This is a genomic window from Pedobacter sp., from assembly GCF_035566355.1.
Taxonomy (GTDB): domain Bacteria; phylum Bacteroidota; class Bacteroidia; order Sphingobacteriales; family Sphingobacteriaceae; genus Pedobacter.
Genome location: NZ_DATMRL010000253.1, coordinates 1 through 21,678 on the forward strand (window position 1 = coordinate 1; position 21,678 = coordinate 21,678).

16 protein-coding genes and 1 pseudogene are annotated in these 21,678 nt (G+C 40.7%); 6 read left to right on the forward strand and 11 right to left on the reverse strand.

Features of this window, described 5'->3' with window-relative positions; genetic code table 11:
* A partial coding sequence (locus tag VNZ46_RS09735; RefSeq protein ID WP_325559960.1) for an SPFH domain-containing protein occupies positions 1-1,277 on the reverse strand: 1,277 nt, incomplete at its 3' end.
* 357 nt (positions 1,278-1,634) lie between these two features.
* Here VNZ46_RS09735 and rnhA point away from each other — a divergent pair.
* The gene (rnhA, locus tag VNZ46_RS09740) at positions 1,635-2,108 is read left to right on the forward strand and encodes a ribonuclease HI (protein WP_199078026.1); all 474 of its coding nucleotides are present in this window, start codon (positions 1,635-1,637) and stop codon (positions 2,106-2,108) included.
* Between the two features lie 61 nt (positions 2,109-2,169).
* Here rnhA and fbp read toward each other — a convergent pair whose 3' ends face one another.
* From fbp to VNZ46_RS09770, 6 genes are all read right to left on the reverse strand, one after another.
* On the reverse strand, positions 2,170-3,219 hold the full coding sequence (gene fbp, locus VNZ46_RS09745) for a class 1 fructose-bisphosphatase (RefSeq protein ID WP_325559961.1): 1,050 nt from the start codon (positions 3,217-3,219) through the stop codon (positions 2,170-2,172).
* Between the two features lie 21 nt (positions 3,220-3,240).
* Positions 3,241-3,732 carry a metallophosphoesterase family protein gene (locus VNZ46_RS09750; RefSeq protein WP_108553726.1) on the reverse strand — a complete coding sequence of 164 codons (492 nt, stop codon included), beginning with the start codon at positions 3,730-3,732 and terminating at the stop codon, positions 3,241-3,243.
* A gap of 162 nt (positions 3,733-3,894) precedes the next feature.
* Positions 3,895-4,545 carry a tRNA1(Val) (adenine(37)-N6)-methyltransferase gene (locus tag VNZ46_RS09755; protein WP_325559963.1) on the reverse strand — a complete coding sequence of 217 codons (651 nt, stop codon included), beginning with the start codon at positions 4,543-4,545 and terminating at the stop codon, positions 3,895-3,897.
* A gap of 57 nt (positions 4,546-4,602) precedes the next feature.
* Positions 4,603-4,986, reverse strand: coding sequence for a VOC family protein (locus tag VNZ46_RS09760; protein WP_325559965.1), 384 nt, complete (start codon positions 4,984-4,986; stop codon positions 4,603-4,605).
* A 259-nt stretch (positions 4,987-5,245) separates the two neighbouring features.
* Positions 5,246-5,677: a tail fiber domain-containing protein gene (locus VNZ46_RS09765; protein ID WP_325559967.1), complete on the reverse strand. Its 432-nt coding sequence runs from the start codon at positions 5,675-5,677 to the stop codon at positions 5,246-5,248.
* A 140-nt stretch (positions 5,678-5,817) separates the two neighbouring features.
* On the reverse strand, positions 5,818-6,192 hold the full coding sequence (locus VNZ46_RS09770; protein ID WP_325559969.1) for a hypothetical protein: 375 nt from the start codon (positions 6,190-6,192) through the stop codon (positions 5,818-5,820).
* 193 nt (positions 6,193-6,385) lie between these two features.
* On the opposite strand from VNZ46_RS09770, the gene VNZ46_RS09775 reads away from it, so the two are divergent.
* Entirely contained in the window at positions 6,386-8,959 is a 2,574-nt protein-coding gene (locus tag VNZ46_RS09775; RefSeq protein WP_325559971.1) for a DUF5686 and carboxypeptidase-like regulatory domain-containing protein, read from the forward strand.
* 17 nt (positions 8,960-8,976) lie between these two features.
* On the opposite strand, the gene VNZ46_RS09780 is transcribed toward VNZ46_RS09775, so the two are convergent.
* Together VNZ46_RS09780 and VNZ46_RS09785 are read right to left on the reverse strand one after the other, a co-directional pair.
* Positions 8,977-10,197, reverse strand: a complete 1,221-nt coding sequence (locus VNZ46_RS09780; RefSeq protein ID WP_325559972.1) for a BamA/TamA family outer membrane protein — start codon at positions 10,195-10,197, stop codon at positions 8,977-8,979.
* Between the two features lie 348 nt (positions 10,198-10,545).
* Entirely contained in the window at positions 10,546-11,388 is an 843-nt protein-coding gene (locus tag VNZ46_RS09785; protein WP_325559974.1) for a TonB family protein, read from the reverse strand.
* A 249-nt stretch (positions 11,389-11,637) separates the two neighbouring features.
* Between VNZ46_RS09785 and VNZ46_RS09790 the strand changes: the two genes are divergently transcribed.
* Both VNZ46_RS09790 and VNZ46_RS09795 read left to right on the forward strand, forming a co-directional pair.
* Entirely contained in the window at positions 11,638-13,824 is a 2,187-nt protein-coding gene (locus tag VNZ46_RS09790) for a glutamine synthetase III (RefSeq protein ID WP_325559975.1), read from the forward strand.
* Positions 13,825-13,927: 103 nt separating this feature from the next.
* Entirely contained in the window at positions 13,928-15,109 is a 1,182-nt protein-coding gene (locus tag VNZ46_RS09795; protein WP_325559976.1) for an AIR synthase related protein, read from the forward strand.
* A gap of 82 nt (positions 15,110-15,191) precedes the next feature.
* Here the strand turns inward: VNZ46_RS09795 and VNZ46_RS09800 are convergent, their stop codons facing one another.
* Complete coding sequence (locus VNZ46_RS09800; RefSeq protein ID WP_325559978.1) at positions 15,192-15,824, reverse strand: DUF6266 family protein; 633 nt, start codon at positions 15,822-15,824, stop codon at positions 15,192-15,194.
* Positions 15,825-16,490: 666 nt separating this feature from the next.
* On the opposite strand from VNZ46_RS09800, the gene VNZ46_RS09805 reads away from it, so the two are divergent.
* Together VNZ46_RS09805 and VNZ46_RS09810 are read left to right on the forward strand one after the other, a co-directional pair.
* Positions 16,491-19,805 carry a TonB-dependent receptor gene (locus VNZ46_RS09805; protein ID WP_325559980.1) on the forward strand — a complete coding sequence of 1,105 codons (3,315 nt, stop codon included), beginning with the start codon at positions 16,491-16,493 and terminating at the stop codon, positions 19,803-19,805.
* 32 nt (positions 19,806-19,837) lie between these two features.
* Complete coding sequence (locus tag VNZ46_RS09810; RefSeq protein ID WP_325559981.1) at positions 19,838-20,353, forward strand: hypothetical protein; 516 nt, start codon at positions 19,838-19,840, stop codon at positions 20,351-20,353.
* Positions 20,354-20,435: 82 nt separating this feature from the next.
* Here VNZ46_RS09810 and VNZ46_RS09815 read toward each other — a convergent pair.
* Positions 20,436-21,678 (reverse strand): annotated as a pseudogene (locus VNZ46_RS09815) (hypothetical protein); the annotation flags it as partial.

Consider the following 21,678-nt stretch of genomic DNA (forward strand, 5'->3'; position numbering starts at 1 on the left):
ATATCCCCGATCAGCGTATCAACCGCATTCACATTATATTCATCCAGCACTTTTCTGATGTGTTCTTTAGCAGATTCCTGACGTTCCTTGCGCGTACTCAGGAATGCAATCACATCACTATCCTGCGCCGAGTTACGGAAATAATTACCAATTGTTGGTTCCAACACCTGCGAAACCAGGTTCACCATGTTACCAAAACGGGCAATAACTTTCGGTGCCTCAGTAGTTGGAACATGAATAATTTGTGCCACATCTAAATTAAAAGGGAAACCATCTTTTGAACGGACAGTGATCGTAGATAAGTTCTTATCCAGATTATGCGCTTCGCTCCGTGCCGATGCCCAGTTCAAAACCAGATTGGTTGTCGGTACAAGCTCCACCTTCATAATATATTTATTGATCGGATATTTCCCAGGACCAAGCGGCTCCAGCCAAACGCCTTTAGAACCTTTACCCACAATATTACCATGTCTAAAATCAGCCCCGGTTAAATCATTACCATCCTGTCCAACAAAGGAAATCACCACACCAACATAACCAATAGCAATTTCCGTCATCGGGATCTCTTCCAATTGAATGGCCCATGGATTTAAATTATAAGAACCTGCCAGAATCACTTGCGGCTGTAAGCCCCTGTTACCTCCCTGTTTGATAAACTCATCAAAATCCTGAAAATTATTATGCCCCTCAATCAGTTTACCTGCAATCTGGTTCGCTTCAATTGGCAATCCATCAAGCGTAGTTACAATACCCACCATACTTTCCTGGATACGGATCATATCGGTAATCGAAACCTGGAACAACATCGTATTGATCCGGTAAGAACCCGAGGTAATATAAGACGCCTGCCGTCCACGCTGCCCGCCATTTTCCAGAAACTTGACCGCGTCCTGGAAATTATCCGAATCCACTCTCTTACCCAGGATATTACCTGTTGGTATTTCCGAACCATCCTTGGCCATAATCAACCCGATTTTACCCTCTGGAATAATGGTGAATTGCTCCATTGTTACACTGTACTGCCAAAACCACATTCCAAAATAGAGTCCTGGCGCCAAGGTCTTCGCCTGGAAACCCGCTTCGCCTTTAATCGCAATAATCCTTCCATCCGGCAATTCCTTATCCGCCCCAAAGAGCACAAACTTTTTAGTAATTAATCCAATTTTATCTTCAGGAACAATCACCATCCCAAATAAAAACCGCAAAATATATTTGTATAAAACTGCACATAACAGTGCCACTAAAATCCACCAGAACTTAAAAATGAGCGCTTCCATAAGCCTATTTATTTTTTGTTTTTTAGCCAGATAAACCATTCATCAGGCTCCATATAGAGACCAAAATAAATACATTGTTACCACATTTTTCACTTATTTTAAAGATATATTTTAATCAATTTTAAGGCCTGAAAGACGATTCAAGGCTGATTTTAAGGAAAGTACCACCTGCACTTGACACTTCTGCAGATCGCTTATTAAACGCCAGAAAAACAGGCAAAATTCAAATTCCGCACCAATACCATCACCAGCATTCACCCAACAAGTATCTGCCAGCCCGTTTTAGCTTTCAGAAGCAAATCATATTGTTTAATTTCGCCACATACCAGAAAAGCAAACAGAGACAGGGATAGATTTATGATAGACATTTACACAGACGGAGCAGCAAGCGGAAATCCAGGTCCCGGAGGTTACGGCGTAATTTTACGTTCCGGAGCTCATTACAAAGAACTCAGCGGTGGTTTTCGCCTCACCACCAACAACAGAATGGAACTTCTTGCCGTAATTGTAGGCCTGCAGACCATCAAAAGTCCTGGACAGCAAGTAACCGTATACTCAGACTCCAAATACGTAGTAGATTCAGTAGAAAAGAAATGGGTATTCGGATGGGTAAAAACAGGGTTCAAAGGCAAAAAGAACAGTGACCTTTGGATGCGCTTCCTCCATATCTATAAACAGCACCATGTAAAATTTGTCTGGATCAAGGGCCACAACAGCCACCCCGAAAACGAACGTTGCGACCAATTGGCCGTAGCCGAATCCAGAAAAGGCAATACCTTACCTCCTGATGTGGGCTTTGAAGCAGAAAGAAACAAACCCTCATTTTTATAGCAGATCACAAAATAAAAAAGCGGAACCGGGTTCCGCTTTTTTATTTTCCATACCTATTTAACTAGGCCTTTACTACTTCCGCGCTGTTTACTTCGCGCCGCGTCTCCGGAGAATGCTCCAGCATCAATTGTTCCGCCATATCGACCATTTTCTCCGAACCAATAAATATAGACACCCTTTGATGCAAAGCCGTAGGCTGAATATCCAGGATCCGGTTAAAACCGTCGGAAGCCTTCCCTCCCGCCTGCTCAATGATAAAAGCCATCGGGTTACATTCATACAACAACCTCAATTTTCCATTGGGAGAACTTGAAGTGGTTGGATACATATAAATCCCCCCTTTGATCAGGTTACGGTGAATATCCCCTACCATAGACCCAATATACCTTGACGTATAAGGCCTTCCCGTAGATTCATCCTCAACCTGCGCATATTTCAAATATTTCTTCACGCCTTCCGGGAAATGCACATAATTTCCTTCATTTATGGAATAAATCTTTCCATCGGCGGGCACCTTCATGTTCGGATGCGACAAGCAAAACTCCCCGATTGAAGGATCCAGCGTAAATCCATTTACACCTTTGCCGGTGGTATACACCATCATGGTTGAAGAACCGTAGATCACATAGCCAGCCGCCACTTGTTGTGTTCCTTTTTGAAGAACATCATCAATAGTTGCCATACCTGTCACCGATTTCCTCCTGTAAATAGAAAAAATAGTCCCTACAGCAACATTACAGTCAATATTGGAAGAACCATCCAAAGGATCGATACATACAATATACTTGGCATTCTTAGACACCGGAGAATCAATCGGCACAAACTCTTCTTCTTCCTCTGTTGCTACAATACAGCATTCTCCTCCGCTCGTTAAGGCAGAAATGAACTGCACGTTTGCAAATACATCCAGCTTCTGCTGCCCTTCCCCCTGGATGTTAATGGTACCGGCTGCCCCCAGAATATCAACCAGACCTGCTTTGTTCACCTCCCGGTTTACAATTTTTGCGGCAATCCCTATATCTCTCAATAACCTTGAAAGCTCTCCTTTTGCATAGGGAAAATCTGCCTGTTTTTCAATAATGAACTGTCCTAATGTTTTTATACCCGACATGTACTTAGTGTAATTAATACGTTATCTATTGCCTAATTCTATGGCCTCTAAGGTATGTATTTTTTCTTCTGAAATGCAAAATCGAATTAAAGTTCTTACTTTATGCCAGCCCGATTTACCTGCTGCACCGGGATTTATATGCAGACTTTTGATTTTTTCATCGTACATCACCTTCAGGATGTGAGAATGACCAGTGATAAAGAGCATTGGAGGCTTAGTGTAGATATCTGGTTTTACGTTCTGAGAATATCTTCCCGGATAACCACCAATATGCGTCATCCAAACATCCACCTGTTCACAATTGAAACGAAGGTGTTCGGGAAACTCCGCACGAATCTCCTGATCATCAATATTCCCATAAACACCTTTAAGCGGTTTAAACGCGGCAAGCGGTTCCGCAACGCCCACACCAAAATCTCCCGCGTGCCATATTTCATCACATTTATCGAAATATTTAAATACAGCATCGTCCAAAAAACTATGCGTATCAGACAAAAGACCTATTGTTTTCATCAGTATAAAATTTGTTTTTAACGGAGATGAAGCTATCATGAGCATATTCATTTTTGTTTGTGTGTTTGCTCATGATGGTTTCATTATGTATATATGATTTGAAAGTATTTTAAACTGTATGTCCCGAAGCCATCTTCGGGTCACCTGTCCGAACCTGTAAAGCTAAAAAGCCAGAAAGAAGTCTTTCAGCAAATGTTTGTAAGCATCGGTATATACGCCTCTCTCTGCATAAATATAGAATTTTTCATGCTGTACGGGCCGGTCTCCGAAACCAAAGCAAATGATTTGCCTGAATTCTTCTTTGTTTTCATCCGAATACAGGTGGATAATCTTATGAGGGAACAAACGATACAAAACCGCATTCAACATCAAATCGGCGGCTTGTTTTATAGGCAGAATGACCCAGAATAGTCCTTCAGCAGTAAGGAGTGTGGCCACTTTTCTGATCAGCAGTTCAAAAAACGCTTCATCTGCATGCCGGGCAATTCCTTTTCTGGCCTCCTGGCTTTTAAGGTCATTTACAAAATATGGAGGATTGGATACGATCAGGTTGTAGCGTCCTGGGGATTCAAACAGCGCAATATCCTGATGAAAAACACGAAGGCGATTTGCAAAAGGGGATCTGGAGAAATTGTATTCCGTCCTTTTTGCCGCTGCTTCGTCAATTTCTACGGCATCCACGTGAGCCTGATCAAAACGTTGCGCCAGCATCATGGCAATAACACCTGTACCTGTACCGATATCAAGAATGGATGAGGGTGCATTTTGCCCGGATAAGGTGCCCAGCAAAATTCCATCGGTATTGATTTTCATTGCGCAATCTTGTTGTTCAACTTCAAATTGCTTAAACCTGAAAATGCTGCCCATGGACTAACGTTCGTAGATTTCCAGGGGTAAACCGTCGGGATCGTTAAAAAAAGTAAAGCGCTTTCCTGTGTATTCGTCGATGCGCACCGGTTCGGTGACTACACCCATCAATTGCAAAAGATTTACAGTGGTATCTACATCATCTACTTCAAAGGCCAGGTGTCTTAAACCAGCAGCTTCTGGCCGTGATGGTCTTTCTGGTGGGTTCTCGAAAGAGAACAACTCAATTTGGTAGTGGTCGTTTATGGCCAGGTCAAGTTTGAAGGATTTACGCTCGGCTCTGTAGGCTTCCTGAACTATGGTTAATCCGAGGATACGGACGTAGAAGTCTTTGCTCTTTTCATAATCGGTGCAGATAATGGCTATATGATGAATTCTATTAAACATTGTCGTCTTTTCTGATGAGTTATGCCAAAGGTAAAAAAAATGAAGACAAATCCGGGATGCTCTTCGCAGACTGGAGTCTTTGCCTCGATTCGCTCTTGTGGCAAAGCCCCCTGAGGTCCGCTCTGAGCAATCCCGGATTTGCTGGGCGCATACCCTGTCATTTTTATACTTTGGTTTAACGCATAGGCAAAGAGACCGGATGAGGGTGGTCATCCGGGCATATCCCACAACTGGCACAGCAGTATGCGAACGAACTGGCCTACCTGTTTTTGAGTTGTTCTACTTCTTTTTTTAACTGTTCAATCTGTGCTTGTTGCTCTTTGATTGCTGCAACCAGTACCGGGATCAAACTTTCGGTTTCTACTTTTTGATACTTTGCTGTTTTGGTACTGTTTTTACCGGAAGTATAGATCTGAGAGGTTTCGTAAACCAATTCAGGAAATTCCGCTTTTACATTACTGGCCAGAAAACCGTATTGCGTTCCTGCAGGAAATTTGAGATGCTTAAATTGAGCCGTATTGTACTGAAAGGCCACGGGCTGCAGGTTTTGCAGGTGCGCGGCTGGATCAGCAATTTTATTGATATTAATTTTTAGATCCTGTTCTTCAATTTTTTGTGCCTTTGCGGCGATTGCTGTGCTCGTTAGTAAAAGTGAAAGTATTGCTCCTTTAATTATAGATGGATATTTCATAATGATGTGTTTTAATATTAAATAATAGATTATGGGAACGTAATTACCATAGATCATAATAGATGGGATCATAAAGAGGTATTCCATGATTATTTATGATACCCCGGATATTTAAACAGCTTCTCTAGTTCAGATGTCTGTTAATTCCTGTTCGGAAATCTCTTCAAGAATGATTCGGGAGGCGAATAGAATGCCGGGATCGACGGATCTGGACAGCTCATATGATAACGAATCAGCATCTTTCTGGAAAGCGCAGTATAGAACATCTTCATTTCGGTAAGCGGGATAAAATCATCGTCCATAAATTCAAAAGATTTCAAATCCTTCTCTTCCTCACCGGAACAAGGGCTTTGCAGATCTTTTGTATCGGATGTAACGCCTCCATCAGAGCCTGTTTCAAAACAGAAAGACTCCACAGATCTGTTCATTTCAGGGCCTGCAGCAGCATAGACTTTACTGCACTTCAATCCAAAAAATGAAATCAAAACGAGTAGACCAACTAATTTCCGATACATAGTGTTACCTTATAGAATACGCATTATTGTACGGCACAAATATAATCATTTCCACCTCCTTCCCTCTTCTTCCTGCTGGAGAAAAAATGCTGGATGGCGTTTTTTTCCACTTTAACATTTTTTAACTTGTATCCGGGCACATTATTTGTATTATTACTGTAAAAAAAAGACTTAGCCCCGCCCAAGCCTACCTATGAACAGCAATACAAGAAAGTCTTTTTATATTTTTTATAGTTTCCTGGTCCTGATTCTATGTATAGGTTCCCGAACTTTTGCCCAGAGCACTGTAGTTTCCGGAACCGTAACCGACAGCAAAGACAAAAGCCCGCTGCCGTCGGTAACGATATTGTTTAAAGACACCAAAATAGCCGTCAGAACCGATGCCGATGGAAAATTCAGTATAAGTGGTAATGCCGCATATACCCAATTGCAGGTCCTCTACATGGGCTATAAAACAAAATTCGTTCATATTATCCCTTCTACAACACAAACCATCAATATTGTGCTGCAGGAAGAATCGCAAAATCTGCATGAAGTCACCATCAGCAGCAAAGCAAAAAAAGTACCGTACCGCAATAAAGGCAATCCTGCTGTCGAGCTGATCCGTAAAGTGATCGAAAATAAATCCATAAACCGCCTGGAAAGCCAGGATGCTGTCGAATACAAACAATACGACTGGATGCAGTTTTCCATGAGCAATCTCTCTGATCAGTTCAAAAACAAAAAGATCTTCAAGCATTATCAGTTTCTGTTCGACAAACAGGACTCCACTGAAATCGGAGGCAAGAACATCATGCCCATTTATCTGCGCGAACGTCTGTCCCAAAACTACTTCCGTAAGGACCCAAAAAAGAACAAAACCATTATGCTGGCCGACAAACATGTCAAGTTTGACGAAAGCATGGTAGACAACAATGCACTGGGCAATTATTTTGAGAGAATGTATGCCGATGTGGACATTTATAAAAACAATATCGTTTTTACCAATAGCCAGTTCCTGAGCCCAATTGCTGAAAGCGCCCCGCTTTTCTACAAATTCTTTATTACCGATACTGTAAAAAATCAAACACCCAACCTGATTGAACTTTCCTTCGTTCCAAGAAACCAGAACGCCCTGCTCTTTGAAGGGCAGATCTATATTACGATGGACGGAAAATATGCCGTACAAGACGCCTTCCTGAAAACAGGAAAAAATGTAAACGTCAATTTTGTAAGGGCCTTAGAAGTTAAGCTTGATTTTGAAAAAGATACTACCGGAAAATATCATATGAGCAAAAGCCACCTGGTGATGGATTTTGGACTGGGTAAAGATGGAGGCAAAGGATTTAAGGGAGAACGGACCGTTACTATTAAAGATTATAAAACCAATATCATCCGGCCGGACAGTGTATACCGTGGTCTTGACCTGGAGGTTGTTCCTGATGCTGAAAAACGCTCCGCAGCTTACTGGGCCAGCAATCGCCTGGATACCATTTCAGCAGAAAAACTGAAAATTTATGGAAACATAGACAGTTTAGGCAAAATGAAATCCTTCAAGAGAATGATGAATCTTGCTGCCTTCTTCTTTGTGGGCTACAAACAATATGGCCCGGTTGAAATAGGTCCCTTCTATACCTTTTATACTTTCAACAGCCTGGAAGGTTTCAAACCTCGCATCGGAGGCCGGACTACAACAGATTTCAGTACCCGTTTTTATTTCGACACCTATGCGGCTTATGGGGTTAAGGATGAAAAATGGAAATATTATTTTAGCGGGGCTTACGCTTTTAACAACAAATCGATCTATACTTTTCCGCAGAGTTTTGTACGCGCCAGTTTTCAGCGCGATGTGAATGTTCCCGGTGATATGTCTAAAAACATTGTGTTCGAGGACAACTTTCTGGCTTCCTTCAAACATGGAGAAACCTCCCAGTTTTTATACAGTGATCTGTATAAAGCGGAATACATGCAGGAATATGCCAATCACTTTTCCTTCAATCTGGGTTTTACCAAATGGACACAACGACCTGCAGGATCACTTACTTTCACCACTGCAGAGAATAACCATCCTGTAAATATCGACCAGATCACCAGTTCGGAGCTCAGCTTGCAATTGCGCTATGCTCCTCACGAGCGGTTCTATCAGGGTAAAGTTTTCCGAGAAAGATTGATTGAAAAATACCCGGTCTTCTACCTGAACTATTCGCAGGGCATAAAAGGATTCTTTGACGGAGAATACAATTACAAGAATTTAATGGGATATATAGACAAACGCTTTTATATGTCGCAGTTTGGCCGTTCGGATGTACGCCTGGAAGGTGGTTATATTTTTGGAAACGTGCCTTTTGCACTATTAGACATTCATCGCGCCAACCAATCTTATGCTTATCAGACCTATGCTTACAATATGATGAACTTCATGGAATTTGTAAGCGACCACTATGTAAGTTTAAATATTGACCATAATTTCAACGGTTTATTTGTTAACCGGATTCCACTCATCAAACACCTTAAACTACGGGAATACCTTACTTTTAAGGGTCTTTATGGTGGCTTGAGAGCAGAAAACAATCCAGACCTGCATCCTGATCTTCCACAATTCCCCCTGAATGCCGCAGGTATTCCAACCACCTATGTACTGGGTAAATTACCTTATATGGAAGGCAGTGTGGGCATAGGAAATATTTTCCGGGTCATGCGCCTGGATCTGGTTCGCCGCTTTAATTACCTCGATCATCCGGGTATCTCTAAATATGGGATAAGGGCAAAATTGCAGTTTGAATTCTAAGTTTTTATCAGACCAATTTAAAACGTTTCATTCAGGCCAAGAAACAGACCGCTGGAGCCTGAGCTTCCAAAGCCATAATCAATACAGAGATTGGAACGGGTATGTTTGTTAAACAAGATCCTCAACCCAGCCCCACCTCCTGGCTCCCAGTATTGAAAGAGCTTTGTTTTACGCTGATTGCTTGCAGTTTGTGCGTTGATAAAAGTAACTCCGCTAAGGAGTTTATCTTTAGTGATGGGAAACCGGTATTCCAGTTCGTTATAGAAATAAGACGGGCCTTTAAAACGGCTAATCGTATAACCTCTGCCGCTTCGCTGGTCTACATCACTACCTGTTCCTGGTAATTCCAGGTAAGGAATAGTGCCATTGATCAAATAGGAGCCCCACATCCAGTAAGCCAGTACGTGTTCTGGATTCTTATGCGAAAGGCTCCAGTATTTCCTGAGCTCTGTTTTTAGTTGTGTGGCTTCCTGTTCACTCCCCAGCACTTTGGTATTTACCCTGAAGATTACATTTGCGTATATTCCTTTATAAGGCCTGTAAGGTTGATCCCGTGTATTGTACTGCAGGTTCACGAGTACACCGTTGGCGAAATATCGCCCGGGCGAGAAACCGTTCTTTATGCTGTAAAAGTGATTAAAGGTTTTAGATACGCCTGGGTTTTCCTTTTCATCATCAATATTGCCATAAAAGTTGAAGGCCAAACCTGCTCCTGCGTAAAAGTGGTCAAATATTTCCCGGTAAATGTTTTCGTTCAGCCGCAGATAGGTGAATTTAATTGGAAAGATTCCCGGATCATCGTGCCCCGTTCCTATTCCATGGTCTAGGACCTGATTTTTCCCTACTTCCCAGCTTCCCTGAAGGTTCCAGTTATTGTCTGGCAAGTAAATATTATGCTTGAGCTGCAGCAATGCTGTTTTCTTGGTTGATAACGCAGTATAAGCTTCAAAAACAGATAATGTTGTTGTTGCCGGATCTCCAAAATATCTGGTTCCCAATACGTCTGCTCCGAGTTGAAATCCTATACTGGGTGTATAACCAAAAGTTGGCAACAGCACCAGACTTCCATTTTTTTTATGCGATGTATCTGGCCCGGCATGCTTTTTAAAATACCGTTTGTACAAATCGCTCACATCTGTTTGGGCAATAGAATCCTTTTGCGGCTTTTCTTGCGCATTTAGATGATTAAAAATTAAAAGCAGGCCCGCAGTGAAAATAAGAAAACGTTTTATAACCATACTGCTTCGCCTATGCTTCCGTAACGGGAATCTTCATTTGTGTTGTTATGAAAAGATAAAATTACAATTTATATTTTCATTGGAATATATTTTTTTCGAGGTTATGAAGTGATCATCTTCTACCAAAATTTATTCGTTTCAGTCTGTGTATAAATAAAATAAAAAAGAGGAGGTGAAATTTATATAGAAAAAGGTATATGCTGCTTCGAGGCTAACGATATCAGGCGGCTGAAAAAGCCGCAGATCTCTGAGGCCTCTCACCAGCATATACCTTTTTCTTAGCAAATTGCAGAGGGAGGGTGCAGAAAAACTGATGGCCTATTTTCAGTCCCATCCCCTCTACTGAATTTATTGATTGATGGTAAATGACAGAGGCATATTATACCTTACCCGTACACTCCTTCCATTTTGCTGGCCAGGTTTCCATCTTGGCGATTTTTTAATCACTCGTAAAGCCTCCTCATCACAACCACCTCCAATTCCTTTAACCAAGGTCACATCTGAAACCGATCCATCTTTTTCCACCACGAAACTTACAAATACTTTTCCTTGTATTTCTTGTTCTGAGGCCATACTGGGATACCTCAGGTTGCGCTGAAGAAATTTAGCCCAGCCTTTCATCCCACCTTCAAATTCAGGATAAGCCTCCAGACTACCCGTTCCGTTTTCATATATATTATTATCTACAGCCTCGCCTTCACCGTTCCCTTTACCTGTGCCGATTCCATTTCCGGCACCTGCTTCCGGTACAGTAGCAATATTGGTTTCCACTCCGGCCTGTGTAACCGGGCCTATGGCTGCATGTTCTATTTCTTTAAGTGTTGGCGGATCCTTCAATACCGGATCACTCACAACGACAGGTCTGGAAGGCAAACTCACCGTTTTGATCTTTTCCTTCATAGGTTCAGCTGGCATTTCCTTCTTTTTCTCTTCTGGTTTCACCTGATCAGGAAGTGTAAGTGTGTTTACCTCTATAATTTTGTCCGGAACTACAATTTCTGCAGGTTTCATGTGCCTTAACACCGCAGGTATAACAAAAAGCAGGATAAAAGCAGAAGAACTGATCAATAAAGCCCTGAAAGTGATCTTTGAGGATTGCTGACGAAGTGTATAAGCACCATAATTCTGATTTCTGTTCTTGAATACAAGATTGAGCCACTCTTTCTTGTACAGGTTTGATGAATTTATCATAGTTCTTAGATTATTTTAAAATAAGATGTCTATTTCTTTCTTTTTCCATAAAAGCCGAAATATTAATATTATCATAATTTAAGGCACTCAAACGCATCAAAAACCAAAGATCAGGACTCAAAAAACGACTAAAAATGAAAATTTAACAAAATCTTAACCTTCGAAAGTTATTAACAACATATTTTTTATCAATTTTTTACGAATTATTGAGATAATATTATATTTTTGGTTCAAATTTTAAAGAAATCAATGAAAAGTTTAAGAACAATTGCATTAAAAGAGGCACAATCTAGAATTTCACCCGAGGTTAAGTCGCCATCAACCAAAATTTCGGAGTTTTTTGGCTCTAATGTATTTGATAAGAAAAAAATGAAAGATCTCTTATCAAAGGAAGTTTATGAAAAATTAATTTCTGCTATTGATCAGGGCGTGTTAATTAACCAGGACGAAGCCAATCACATTGCAACAGCAATGAAAACATGGGCAATGTCTAAAGGCGCAACACACTATACTCATTGGTTTCAGCCCCTAACTGGTACAACTGCTGAAAAACATGATTCGTTCTTCGAGCCAAGTGCAGATGGCGCAATTGAAAAATTTGCAGGAAGTGCATTGGTACAACAAGAGCCAGATGCCTCAAGTTTCCCTAACGGTGGTATCCGCAACACTTTCGAAGCACGCGGTTATACAGCATGGGATCCTTCTTCTCCTGCCTTCATTATGGAAAGCAAAGCTGGTAAAACCCTTTGCATCCCAACTGTATTTGTTTCTTACACTGGTGAGGCACTAGATTATAAAGCACCTTTATTGAAAGCATTAAATGCTTTAGACAAAGCCGCTGTCGATGTTTGCCAGTATTTTGATAAAAGCATCACTAAAGTAAATGCATCGTTAGGTATCGAGCAGGAATATTTCCTGGTAGACCTTGCCTTATATAATGCACGTCCTGACCTTGCTTTAACCGGCCGTACCTTATTTGGTCATATGTCTGCAAAAGGACAGCAACTGGAAGATCACTATTTCGGATCTATCCCTGAGCGTGTATTTACTTATATGGTAGATTTTGAAAACGAAGCCTTAAAATTAGGTATTCCTTTGAAAACCCGTCACAATGAGGTGGCTCCTTCTCAATTTGAGTGTGCGCCGATCTATGAAGAAATCAACTTGGCAATTGACCACAATCAATTGTTGATGGACTTAATGGAGAAAGTGGCTTTAAGACACAATTTCAAAGTGTTGTTACACGAAAAACCATATGCAGGCATCAATGGTTCGGGTAAACACAACAACTGGTCATTGATTACTGATACCGGTAAAAACTTGTTGTCTCCAGGTAAAACACCTAAAAACAACCTGATGTTCCTTACTTTCTTTGTAAACACCATCAAAGCGGTACACGAACATGCAGATCTATTAAGAGCAAGTATTGCTTCGGTAAGTAACGATCACCGTTTAGGTGCAAACGAAGCGCCGCCAGCAATCATTTCCATCTTCCTGGGTTCTCAGCTTGCTGACGTACTGGACGAGATCGAAAGCTCACGCAGCATTTTGAAAAAAGTAAAAAATGAAGATTCTTTATGGTTAGGTATTCCTAAGATCCCTCAGATCTTATTAGACAACACCGACCGTAACCGTACTTCACCATTTGCTTTCACCGGTAATAAATTTGAATTGAGAGCTGTAGGTTCTTCTGCAAACTCTTCTGCACCAATGACTGTGTTAAACACCATCATGGCAGATCAGTTGACTAAATTCAAAGTTGAAGTAGATAAATTGATCAAAAAAGGCGAGAAAAAAGACGTTGCCTTGTTAACGATCATCAAAAAATACATCAAAGAATCTAAAGACATCCGTTTTGAAGGAAATGGTTACAGCCAGGAATGGGCAGATGAGGCAGCTAAACGTGGCTTAGCCAACATCAAAACTACTCCGGTTGCTCTGGATGCTTACATCAGCGAAAAATCGACTGAAGTTTTCACCAAAAACAACATCTTCAACGAGCGCGAATTGCATGCACGTCATGAGATCTTGTTAGAAAGCTATTACAAAAAACTGCAGATCGAAGCCAGGGTAATGGGCGAAGTAACCAACAGCATGATCATTCCTGCAACCATTGCTTACCAAAATACCTTGCTTGAAAATGCAAAAGGCTTAAAAGATCTTGGTTTAGCAAAAGAAACTTTAGAAGCTCCATTGGCCATCATCAATAAAGTTTCTGAGCACCTGGGTGTCCTGAAAACCAATATTGATGCCATGCTGGAAGAACGTAAAGTAACCAATGCGATCGAAGATACACGCGAAAAAGCGATTGCTTACGACGAGAAAGTGAAGAGCTATTTCGATACCATCCGCTACCACACAGATAAACTGGAGCAGATTGTTGATGACAGTGTTTGGCCTTTACCAAAATTCAGAGAACTGTTATTTTTAAAATAATACTTTGTTTTGATTTCATAACCTCTGCCCTGAAAAAGCAGAGGTTATTTTTTTGCCCGGAAATCGTGTCAAGATTGCCGCGTTTCCCTATCTTTGCAGCAACATGAGTGATAACAGGTACAACCAACGTGGCGTTTCTGCCTCTAAAGAAGATGTGCACCAGGCCATCAAAAACATTGACAAGGGTATTTTCCCGCAAGCTTTCTGCAAAATCATCCCGGATATATTAGGTAATGACCAGGCATGGTGCAACATTATGCATGCAGATGGTGCAGGCACCAAATCTTCCCTGGCCTATGTATACTGGAAAGAAACCGGCGATATTTCTGTTTGGAAAGGAATCGCCCAGGATGCCATTATCATGAATATTGACGATCTGATCTGTGTAGGCGCTACAGAAAATATTCTCTTGTCTTCTACCATTGGCAGAAATAAAAACCTGATTCCTGGTGAGGTGATTGCTGCCATTATCAATGGTACAGAAGAGATTCTTGCAGAACTTCGCGAACAAGGGATTTCCATTTATTCTACCGGCGGAGAAACTGCTGATGTAGGTGATCTGGTTCGGACCATTATCGTTGATTCTACAGTAACCTGCCGTTTGAAACGTGATGAGGTAATCAGCAACCACAAAATCCAGGCGGGTGATGTGATTGTAGGGCTTTCTTCTTCAGGACAGGCCAGCTATGAAAAGGAATACAATGGTGGTATGGGTTCCAACGGGCTAACCTCTGCCAGACATGATGTTTTCAACAAATACGTAGCGACCAATTATCCGGAAAGCTTTGATCCGGCCGTTCCTTTTGACCTGGTATTTTCAGGTGGTAAAGGTTTAACAGACCTGGTTAAAATAGACGATCAAACTGAAATCACTGCAGGTAAACTGGTCTTGTCGCCAACACGTACCTATGCACCGGTGATCAAAAAAATACTGGAAAACTACCGCAGCCAGATCAATGGTATTGTACATTGCAGCGGTGGTGCTCAAACTAAAGTACTTCATTTCATTAATGATGATGTACATGTGGTTAAAGACAACCTCTTCCCTGTTCCACCGTTATTTGAATTGATCCAGGAACAATCCGGAACAGACTGGAAAGAAATGTACAAAGTATTCAATATGGGCCATAGAATGGAATTGTATGTTCCGCAGGAAATTGCCCAGGCGATTATTGAGATCTCTAAAAGCTTCAATATAGATGCACAGATCATTGGTCATGTAGAAACATCTGCAACCAAACAAGTGACAATTAAGAGCGATAAAGGCGAGTTTGTTTATAATTAAAACAGACCTTGAGTATATAAAAAACTGATGCTCCAGGTAAAGAATTAACCTGGAGCATCAGTTTTTTTTATGCAATTAAGAGTTAAAGCACTCTGATTTTCCCCAGATATTGACTATTGCTTCGGCTCTTCCTGTCTTCAGATACAAATGCAAGGTAAACATGAACTTCCTTGCCTGAAAAGCCCTTACTTAAAACAAATGTTCCTATCTTGTTTTGTGTTTTCGCAGCTGATGTATCAGACTCTGCAATTCCTTCTTCCAGATTGTAAGCTACAAACATTGCTCGGTCATCATAAGCATGTTTTCCTGGTTCCCAGGTAAACGTGAGGGTATTGGGCTGTTGAGAAGTAACATTAGAAGATGAGGCTTGTGCCAATTGGCCGAAGCTGACCAGCACCAGAGCCGGATCAATGACAAAGTCCGGATAGGTACCGTTAATGGCATGATTTAAAAGGTAAGATTTTGCTGCGCTGAAACCTTGAAAGGTTGGTGCATAATCCTGGAAACCCACCCTTAGGAATTCGAGTAAGGGCTGTAACCACGTTTGCGCAATGGCAAAGCGTTTTCGGTTGGCCAACTCTTTTGGTGTTGGCTTTCTGTTGACTTTCCCATAGCCAATGCCCCTCATTACATATTGCCCATTAAGCTCGTAACCCACTACTTTGCCTACTTTTCCTTTGAATGGACCTAAAATACCGTTTTTAAATGTTGCCATAAGATTGCGTTTTAGATTTCGGTATAATGAAGTTACGATTATTTTGAGATAAACAATTGGTTGATAAACAGATAATAAAGAGTTGACAGGGGCATTGTCCCTATCAACTCCCTATCAACCCCCTATCAAATCCTTATGAAATCTATACTAAATATATACTGTTCTATACTTTAAAATATGTTTTACATAGCTTTAGTTTTTGGTTAAGTCACTGTTATCCTATTCAATCTGTCGCCTGTAATATATGCATCTTTAGGAATTAGCATCTTTTGATTCTTTGATTAATCGCGACAATAAGATCGGCTTTGACCAGACACTTTTTTTTGTATAGATTAGAGTTCTAAACCTATTTCATAAAAAATTTAGAACTTGTTTTGTTTAGTGAACTAGTATTACAGATGAGTAAAAAATCGAAATTATAGATCTGGTTAAAAGGAAAGCTTTTATACAGAAGGGCAAACAAACGATGTCCAAAAAATATCTATTGAAAAACAAAAATTTGATTTACAGAGACTTACAAAAACACCAAACAGTCTCAACATATACTAATCGTACACAATACGTTAAGTTTCAATTTATTAACATTAAGTTAACAATTCTTAGGCCGATTTCCTATCTTTGCGGCCAAAACAACACACACAAATTCACGTAAAAAAACGATCAAGTATGAGAAACTCTTTACTCATTTTCTTATTTTTCCTTTTTACTGCTTCTGTTGCCTTTTCTCAGGTTACATCGAGTAGTATATCCGGGAGCGTAAAAGACGCTAAAGGAGGTATCCTGCCAGGTGCTTCTGTCAGAGCGACACATGTACCATCCGGAACTTCCTACGCAGCCGCTGCCAACAAAGACGGATTGTTTAGCATTCCAGGTATGCGTACTGGCGGTCCTTACAAAATTGAAGTGACCTATATCGGCTTCAATAAAAGTACTTATACAGATATCACCCTTCTATTGGGACAGCCATTTGTATTGAATGCTGTGCTATCTGATAGTGGCGTACAATTGAATGCAGTATCTATAACCGGAACAAAGCGTATTGTATCCGCAAAATCAGGTGCTACAACCAATATTGGTGCCACTGCACTCGCTACTTTACCTACTTTTTCAAGAAGTGTAACTGATTTCACCCGTTTAACTCCACAGTCTACCGGAACAAGTTTTGCCGGTCGCGACAGCAGATCCAACAGTGTTACGGTTGATGGGGCCAATTTAAACAATACTTTCGGTACCTCATCAGATTTATTGCCTGGAGGAGGCGCGCAGCCAATTTCTATTGAAGCTTATGATGAGCTTTCCATCAATGTGAGTCCATTTGACGTAAGACAATCTGGTTTTACCGGAGCGGGCATCTATGCGACTACAAAAAGTGGTACCAATACCGTTCATGGTTCGGTTTATGGTTACTATAAAAACCAGTCTTTTAACGGCACAATGATTGGCGATAAAGACATCAGTGCTGCAACAGCGAAAGCAAGTACAAAAACTTATGGTTTTACTCTGGGCGGCCCGATCATAAAAAACAAATTGTTCTTTTTTGCCAACTTTGAGAGAGAGATTTCGACTACTCCTGGTATTGCTTTCTCTCCTACTGGTGGTTCAGGTATCGGTCAAACTGCAGCAACTACGGTTGGAGATCTTCAAAAAGTTTCTGATTACCTGGATTCTAAATTTGGTTATAAAACCGGAGCTTATGACAACTTTCCGGCATTTAAGCCTGAAAACACTAAATTCCTGGTAAAATTAGACTGGAACATCAACGATAAGAACAAACTGAAAGTAAAATACAGTTATTTACATGCTACAGCCGATCTATCTGTTAATGCCACTGGTGTTCCGGGCGGTGCTTCTTTTACTTTTACAGGGGTTAACGGTACCCCTCAGACACGTAATACCTTACCTAATGCCCGTTACAGTGTAAATTCTATCGCTTTCGAAAATTCTAATTTTGGGTATTTAAATAAAGTAAGTACAGGTACAGCTGAATTGAACAGTACGATCACCCCGAAATTAACCAATCAGTTGTTATTGACCTTTAAAAATTACGGCAGTCCACGTACGACAAAAGGAGATTTTTTCCCAACGATTGATATTTTTAACGGTGCAGGAAACAACTACATTTCAGCAGGTTCAGACCCGAACACAAAATATAATAATGTGATTGACAACACCATTAGTTTATATGATAACATCACTTATTATGCAGGTAAACATACCATCACAGGAGGTATCAATTACGAATTTCAAAAGATTGGCAACTCTTATATGCCAGGTGCAGCAGGTTCTTATATTTACAACTCCCTTGACGACTTTTTAAATGACAGGGCACCTATCCAATTTACCTATAACTATTCTCTGATTCCAGGAGTGGATCAAGTGTATTCTGCAAACTTAAAAGTAGGAACCGTAAGTTTATATGCTCAGGATGAATTCAATGTGAGCGATAACTTCAAAATTACTTATGGATTGCGTGCGGATAAAAGTCTTTACTTGCAAGATCCAGTAGAGAATCCTCAAATTACGGCTTTACAATTACCTGATGCAGATGGAAACATCACCAGCTACAACACCGGTAAATGGCCAAAATCAAGAATTCTATTATCTCCAAGAGCAGGTTTCAGAGCCAGCTTACTGGAAGACAAATCGTTGGTATTACGCGGAGGCTTAGGCATATTTACAGGAAGAATGCCATATATCTTCCTGACCAATATGCCAAGCAACAGTGCCATGTATAATTACAATGGCGTGGCTACTGCTGCTCAGCTGCAGAACATTAAGTTAAATGCTGATCCTTCTGTATATGCTAATTTATTCCCTCAGGTAGCTGGAACCGCTGTTCAAGGTTCAACTGTACTGATCGATCAAAACTATAAGTTCCCACAGGTATTCAGAGCGGATTTAGCCCTGGAGAAAAATCTTGGCAATGGTTTTACCGCCAGTTTAGAGGCGATTTATACCAAGGATATCAATGCTACAAGAATGAGAAATGCCAATCTTAAAACTCCGACAGGACTTATAAACGAAGGTGATTTCTCCAGAGTACGTTATATAGGTACAGGAAATAATGGTGCTGTTCAAGCAGTAGACAGAGCAATTTATCCAAGTATAACCAATGCAATTGTTCTTGAAAACACAAGCAAAGGTTATTCATCTGCTTTAACGGCTCAATTGAGCAAAAATTTCTATAATGGATTTAATGCTTCGATCGCGTATACCTATACCAAATCAAAAGAAGCATTTGCTACCGCAGGCACCAATGCTGCAGGCGTTTGGGGTGCGACAGCCAATGTAGGAACAGCAAATGATGTTGAATTGGGTAATTCAGCTAACTATGTACCTCACCGTATTGTTGCCAATGCGTCTTATAAATTTAATTATTCAAAGTACGCAGCAACGACTATCGGTATCTTTTATCAGGGACAGGCAGGCGGATTCTCTCCAATCAGCTATGTTGTTAACGGAGATCTTAACGGTGACGGCAACAGCGGTGATTTGATGTACATTCCAAAAAGAGCCTCAGAAGTTAAGTTTACGCAGTTTACTGCTACTGTTAACGGCGTAGCTTATACCTATACGCCACAGCAACAAGCGGCGGCTTTTGAGCAATTTATCAAAAACACGCCATACCTGAACAGCCACAGAGGCCAGTATGCAGAAAGAAATGCAGCATTTTTACCCTGGTACAACCGTGTGGATGCAAATATCCTTCAGGATTTCTACATCAATGCAAATGGAAAAAAACATACACTGCAGTTAAGTGCCGTAGTAATCAACCTTCCTAACTTACTGAGCAAATATTGGGGTATCCAAAAAACGCTTGTAACAAACAGTCCGCTTACTTATAGTTCTATTGATGCAAACGGTGTTCCTACTTATACCCTGCGTCAGTTTAACGGACAATTGGTTACCCAGCCGTTCCAAAATGTAGCTACTGCTACCACGACATGGAGCTTGTTAATTGGTGCTAAATACATTTTCTAATCAGACAGGGATTAATATTTAAAATAAATACAATGAAAAAATATATAAGTATCGCTTTAACTGCACTTCTGGCCTTAACTCTATCCTCTTGCAGTAAAAAGGCAGATATTGCAGGTATAGAGCCAAAATTGCCCAACCTGCAGCTAAGCAGCTTAGGTTATCAACAAAGCAGTCCTTTTACATTAACCACTATTTTACAGGTGTATTTTGGCGCTACAGCCAAAGTACCTACAGGAAAGTTTGTGGTTGATATTCTAGAAGGTAACACCGTGGTTAAAACGGTGACATTTTCTTCCTGGAATGGATATGACGCTACTTCCACTGATAAGGTAACCAATCATACCATCACTTATACTCTTCAGGATACAACCTATCCAAACACGAAGATATATGCAGGAAGTATTCTGTTAAAATTCAGTGCACTAGGTTTATCTGTTGACAAGACCTACGCGCTTAGAGCTTCAGCTTATGCGGCAGATGGTACTACGGTTTCTACAATGACCCAAAGCGGGTTCTTTAAAACAATTGCACCTCCCGCGGCAAATTAAGGTCTGCAACTGAGAAATATAATTATGCAAAAAGGGCCGGAGAAGAATCTCCGGCCCTTTTTGCTTTTAGGATGGTAAGCTATTAGTTAAATGAATAACGTGCTCCCACCTGGATTTGATATCTTGAACCTAAACCAACATTATCTTTAAATGTTGAAGCTGGAAGGTTTTTATCAATAGTATACTGAGGTACACCACTAGCAACAGAACGGTACTGCATAAAGTTAGTCATTGCAGGCAACTGAGTTGTTCCCCAGTTTTTGTTCAGCAGGTTTCCGAAATTGACAATATCAACTGAGAGCTGGAAACGGCTTTTGTTATCCTGTCCGAATTTGGTGAAGATATCTTGTGTAATTCTAATATCAAAACGATTTGACCAAGGATATTCTGCTCCGTTACGCTCTGTGTACTGACCTCTTTTCTTGCTCAGGTATTTGTCCTGGCTAATGTAAGCATCCAGTCTTGCCCACTGAGAATCTGCGCTCTCTGCTGCAAAAGTAACGTTACCTTTACTGTCTTTAATATCAGCAGTTACAAAATGAATATCATTTTTATCTTTTGGAACGTACATTAAATCGTTAGCTGTTGCATTATCATTATTCAAGTTTCCGGAAGTGATGTAAGAGAAACGGGTATTTCCAAAAGTATCGCCATAAGGAGAACCTTCATAAATCAAACCGATTGAAGTAGGTAATTCACGCGCTAAAGAGAAATTAAAGTTAACCGATGCGATAATACGGTTTTTAACTACGTAGTTGCTGTAAGCCAAGACTGGTTTATCAGGGTCGTTCACAATCTGGTTTCCGGTGAAGGCCGAGTTGGCTTGTGAACCCGGAGTTGATGAAACATCACGGGCATCACTATAAGTATAAGCCACCATTGCATCCACGTATTTACCGAAGTGTTTTTGTAACTGACCGGTAATGTTATAAGCGTATCCTTTATTGGTATTATCCAATACAATTGCATTGGTAATAAAACTGTTGATACGGTTACTTGAACCACCTGGGAAAATATCACGGTTATCACCAGAACCAGTTAACTGTCCGGAAGGGTTTTTCAGGTTGGCATCACGGTGATAGATCTCATTAATAGATTTGGTATAAATACCCTCAACTGTAGCAATAATACCTCCTGGAAGGTTAAAATCTGCTGCTAAATTGGAACGCCAGATCTGAGGGATTTTGAAATTATCTACAGTTGCGTTGATTGCATAAGTAGCAGGGATACCACCTGCTGATGGAACGTATTGATTAGGGTTACCACTAAAAGGACGTTTTTTCAGGTCAGCTGCAGAAGTAGAATTTTCATTTCCAAACAATAAA

Excerpts from the sequence above, each read along its gene's own strand:
- rnhA (WP_199078026.1), top strand. The coding sequence starts at position 1,635 with ATGATAGACATTTACACAGACGGAGCAGCAAGCGGAAATCCAGGTCCC.
- fbp (WP_325559961.1), bottom strand. The coding sequence starts at position 3,219 with ATGTCGGGTATAAAAACATTAGGACAGTTCATTATTGAAAAACAGGCA.
- VNZ46_RS09750 (WP_108553726.1), bottom strand. The coding sequence starts at position 3,732 with ATGAAAACAATAGGTCTTTTGTCTGATACGCATAGTTTTTTGGACGAT.
- VNZ46_RS09755 (WP_325559963.1), bottom strand. The coding sequence starts at position 4,545 with ATGAAAATCAATACCGATGGAATTTTGCTGGGCACCTTATCCGGGCAA.
- VNZ46_RS09760 (WP_325559965.1), bottom strand. The coding sequence starts at position 4,986 with ATGTTTAATAGAATTCATCATATAGCCATTATCTGCACCGATTATGAA.
- VNZ46_RS09765 (WP_325559967.1), bottom strand. The coding sequence starts at position 5,677 with ATGAAATATCCATCTATAATTAAAGGAGCAATACTTTCACTTTTACTA.
- VNZ46_RS09770 (WP_325559969.1), bottom strand. The coding sequence starts at position 6,192 with ATGTATCGGAAATTAGTTGGTCTACTCGTTTTGATTTCATTTTTTGGA.
- VNZ46_RS09775 (WP_325559971.1), top strand. The coding sequence starts at position 6,386 with ATGAACAGCAATACAAGAAAGTCTTTTTATATTTTTTATAGTTTCCTG.
- VNZ46_RS09780 (WP_325559972.1), bottom strand. The coding sequence starts at position 10,197 with ATGGTTATAAAACGTTTTCTTATTTTCACTGCGGGCCTGCTTTTAATT.
- VNZ46_RS09785 (WP_325559974.1), bottom strand. The coding sequence starts at position 11,388 with ATGATAAATTCATCAAACCTGTACAAGAAAGAGTGGCTCAATCTTGTA.
- VNZ46_RS09790 (WP_325559975.1), top strand. The coding sequence starts at position 11,638 with ATGAAAAGTTTAAGAACAATTGCATTAAAAGAGGCACAATCTAGAATT.
- VNZ46_RS09795 (WP_325559976.1), top strand. The coding sequence starts at position 13,928 with ATGAGTGATAACAGGTACAACCAACGTGGCGTTTCTGCCTCTAAAGAA.
- VNZ46_RS09800 (WP_325559978.1), bottom strand. The coding sequence starts at position 15,824 with ATGGCAACATTTAAAAACGGTATTTTAGGTCCATTCAAAGGAAAAGTA.
- VNZ46_RS09805 (WP_325559980.1), top strand. The coding sequence starts at position 16,491 with ATGAGAAACTCTTTACTCATTTTCTTATTTTTCCTTTTTACTGCTTCT.
- VNZ46_RS09810 (WP_325559981.1), top strand. The coding sequence starts at position 19,838 with ATGAAAAAATATATAAGTATCGCTTTAACTGCACTTCTGGCCTTAACT.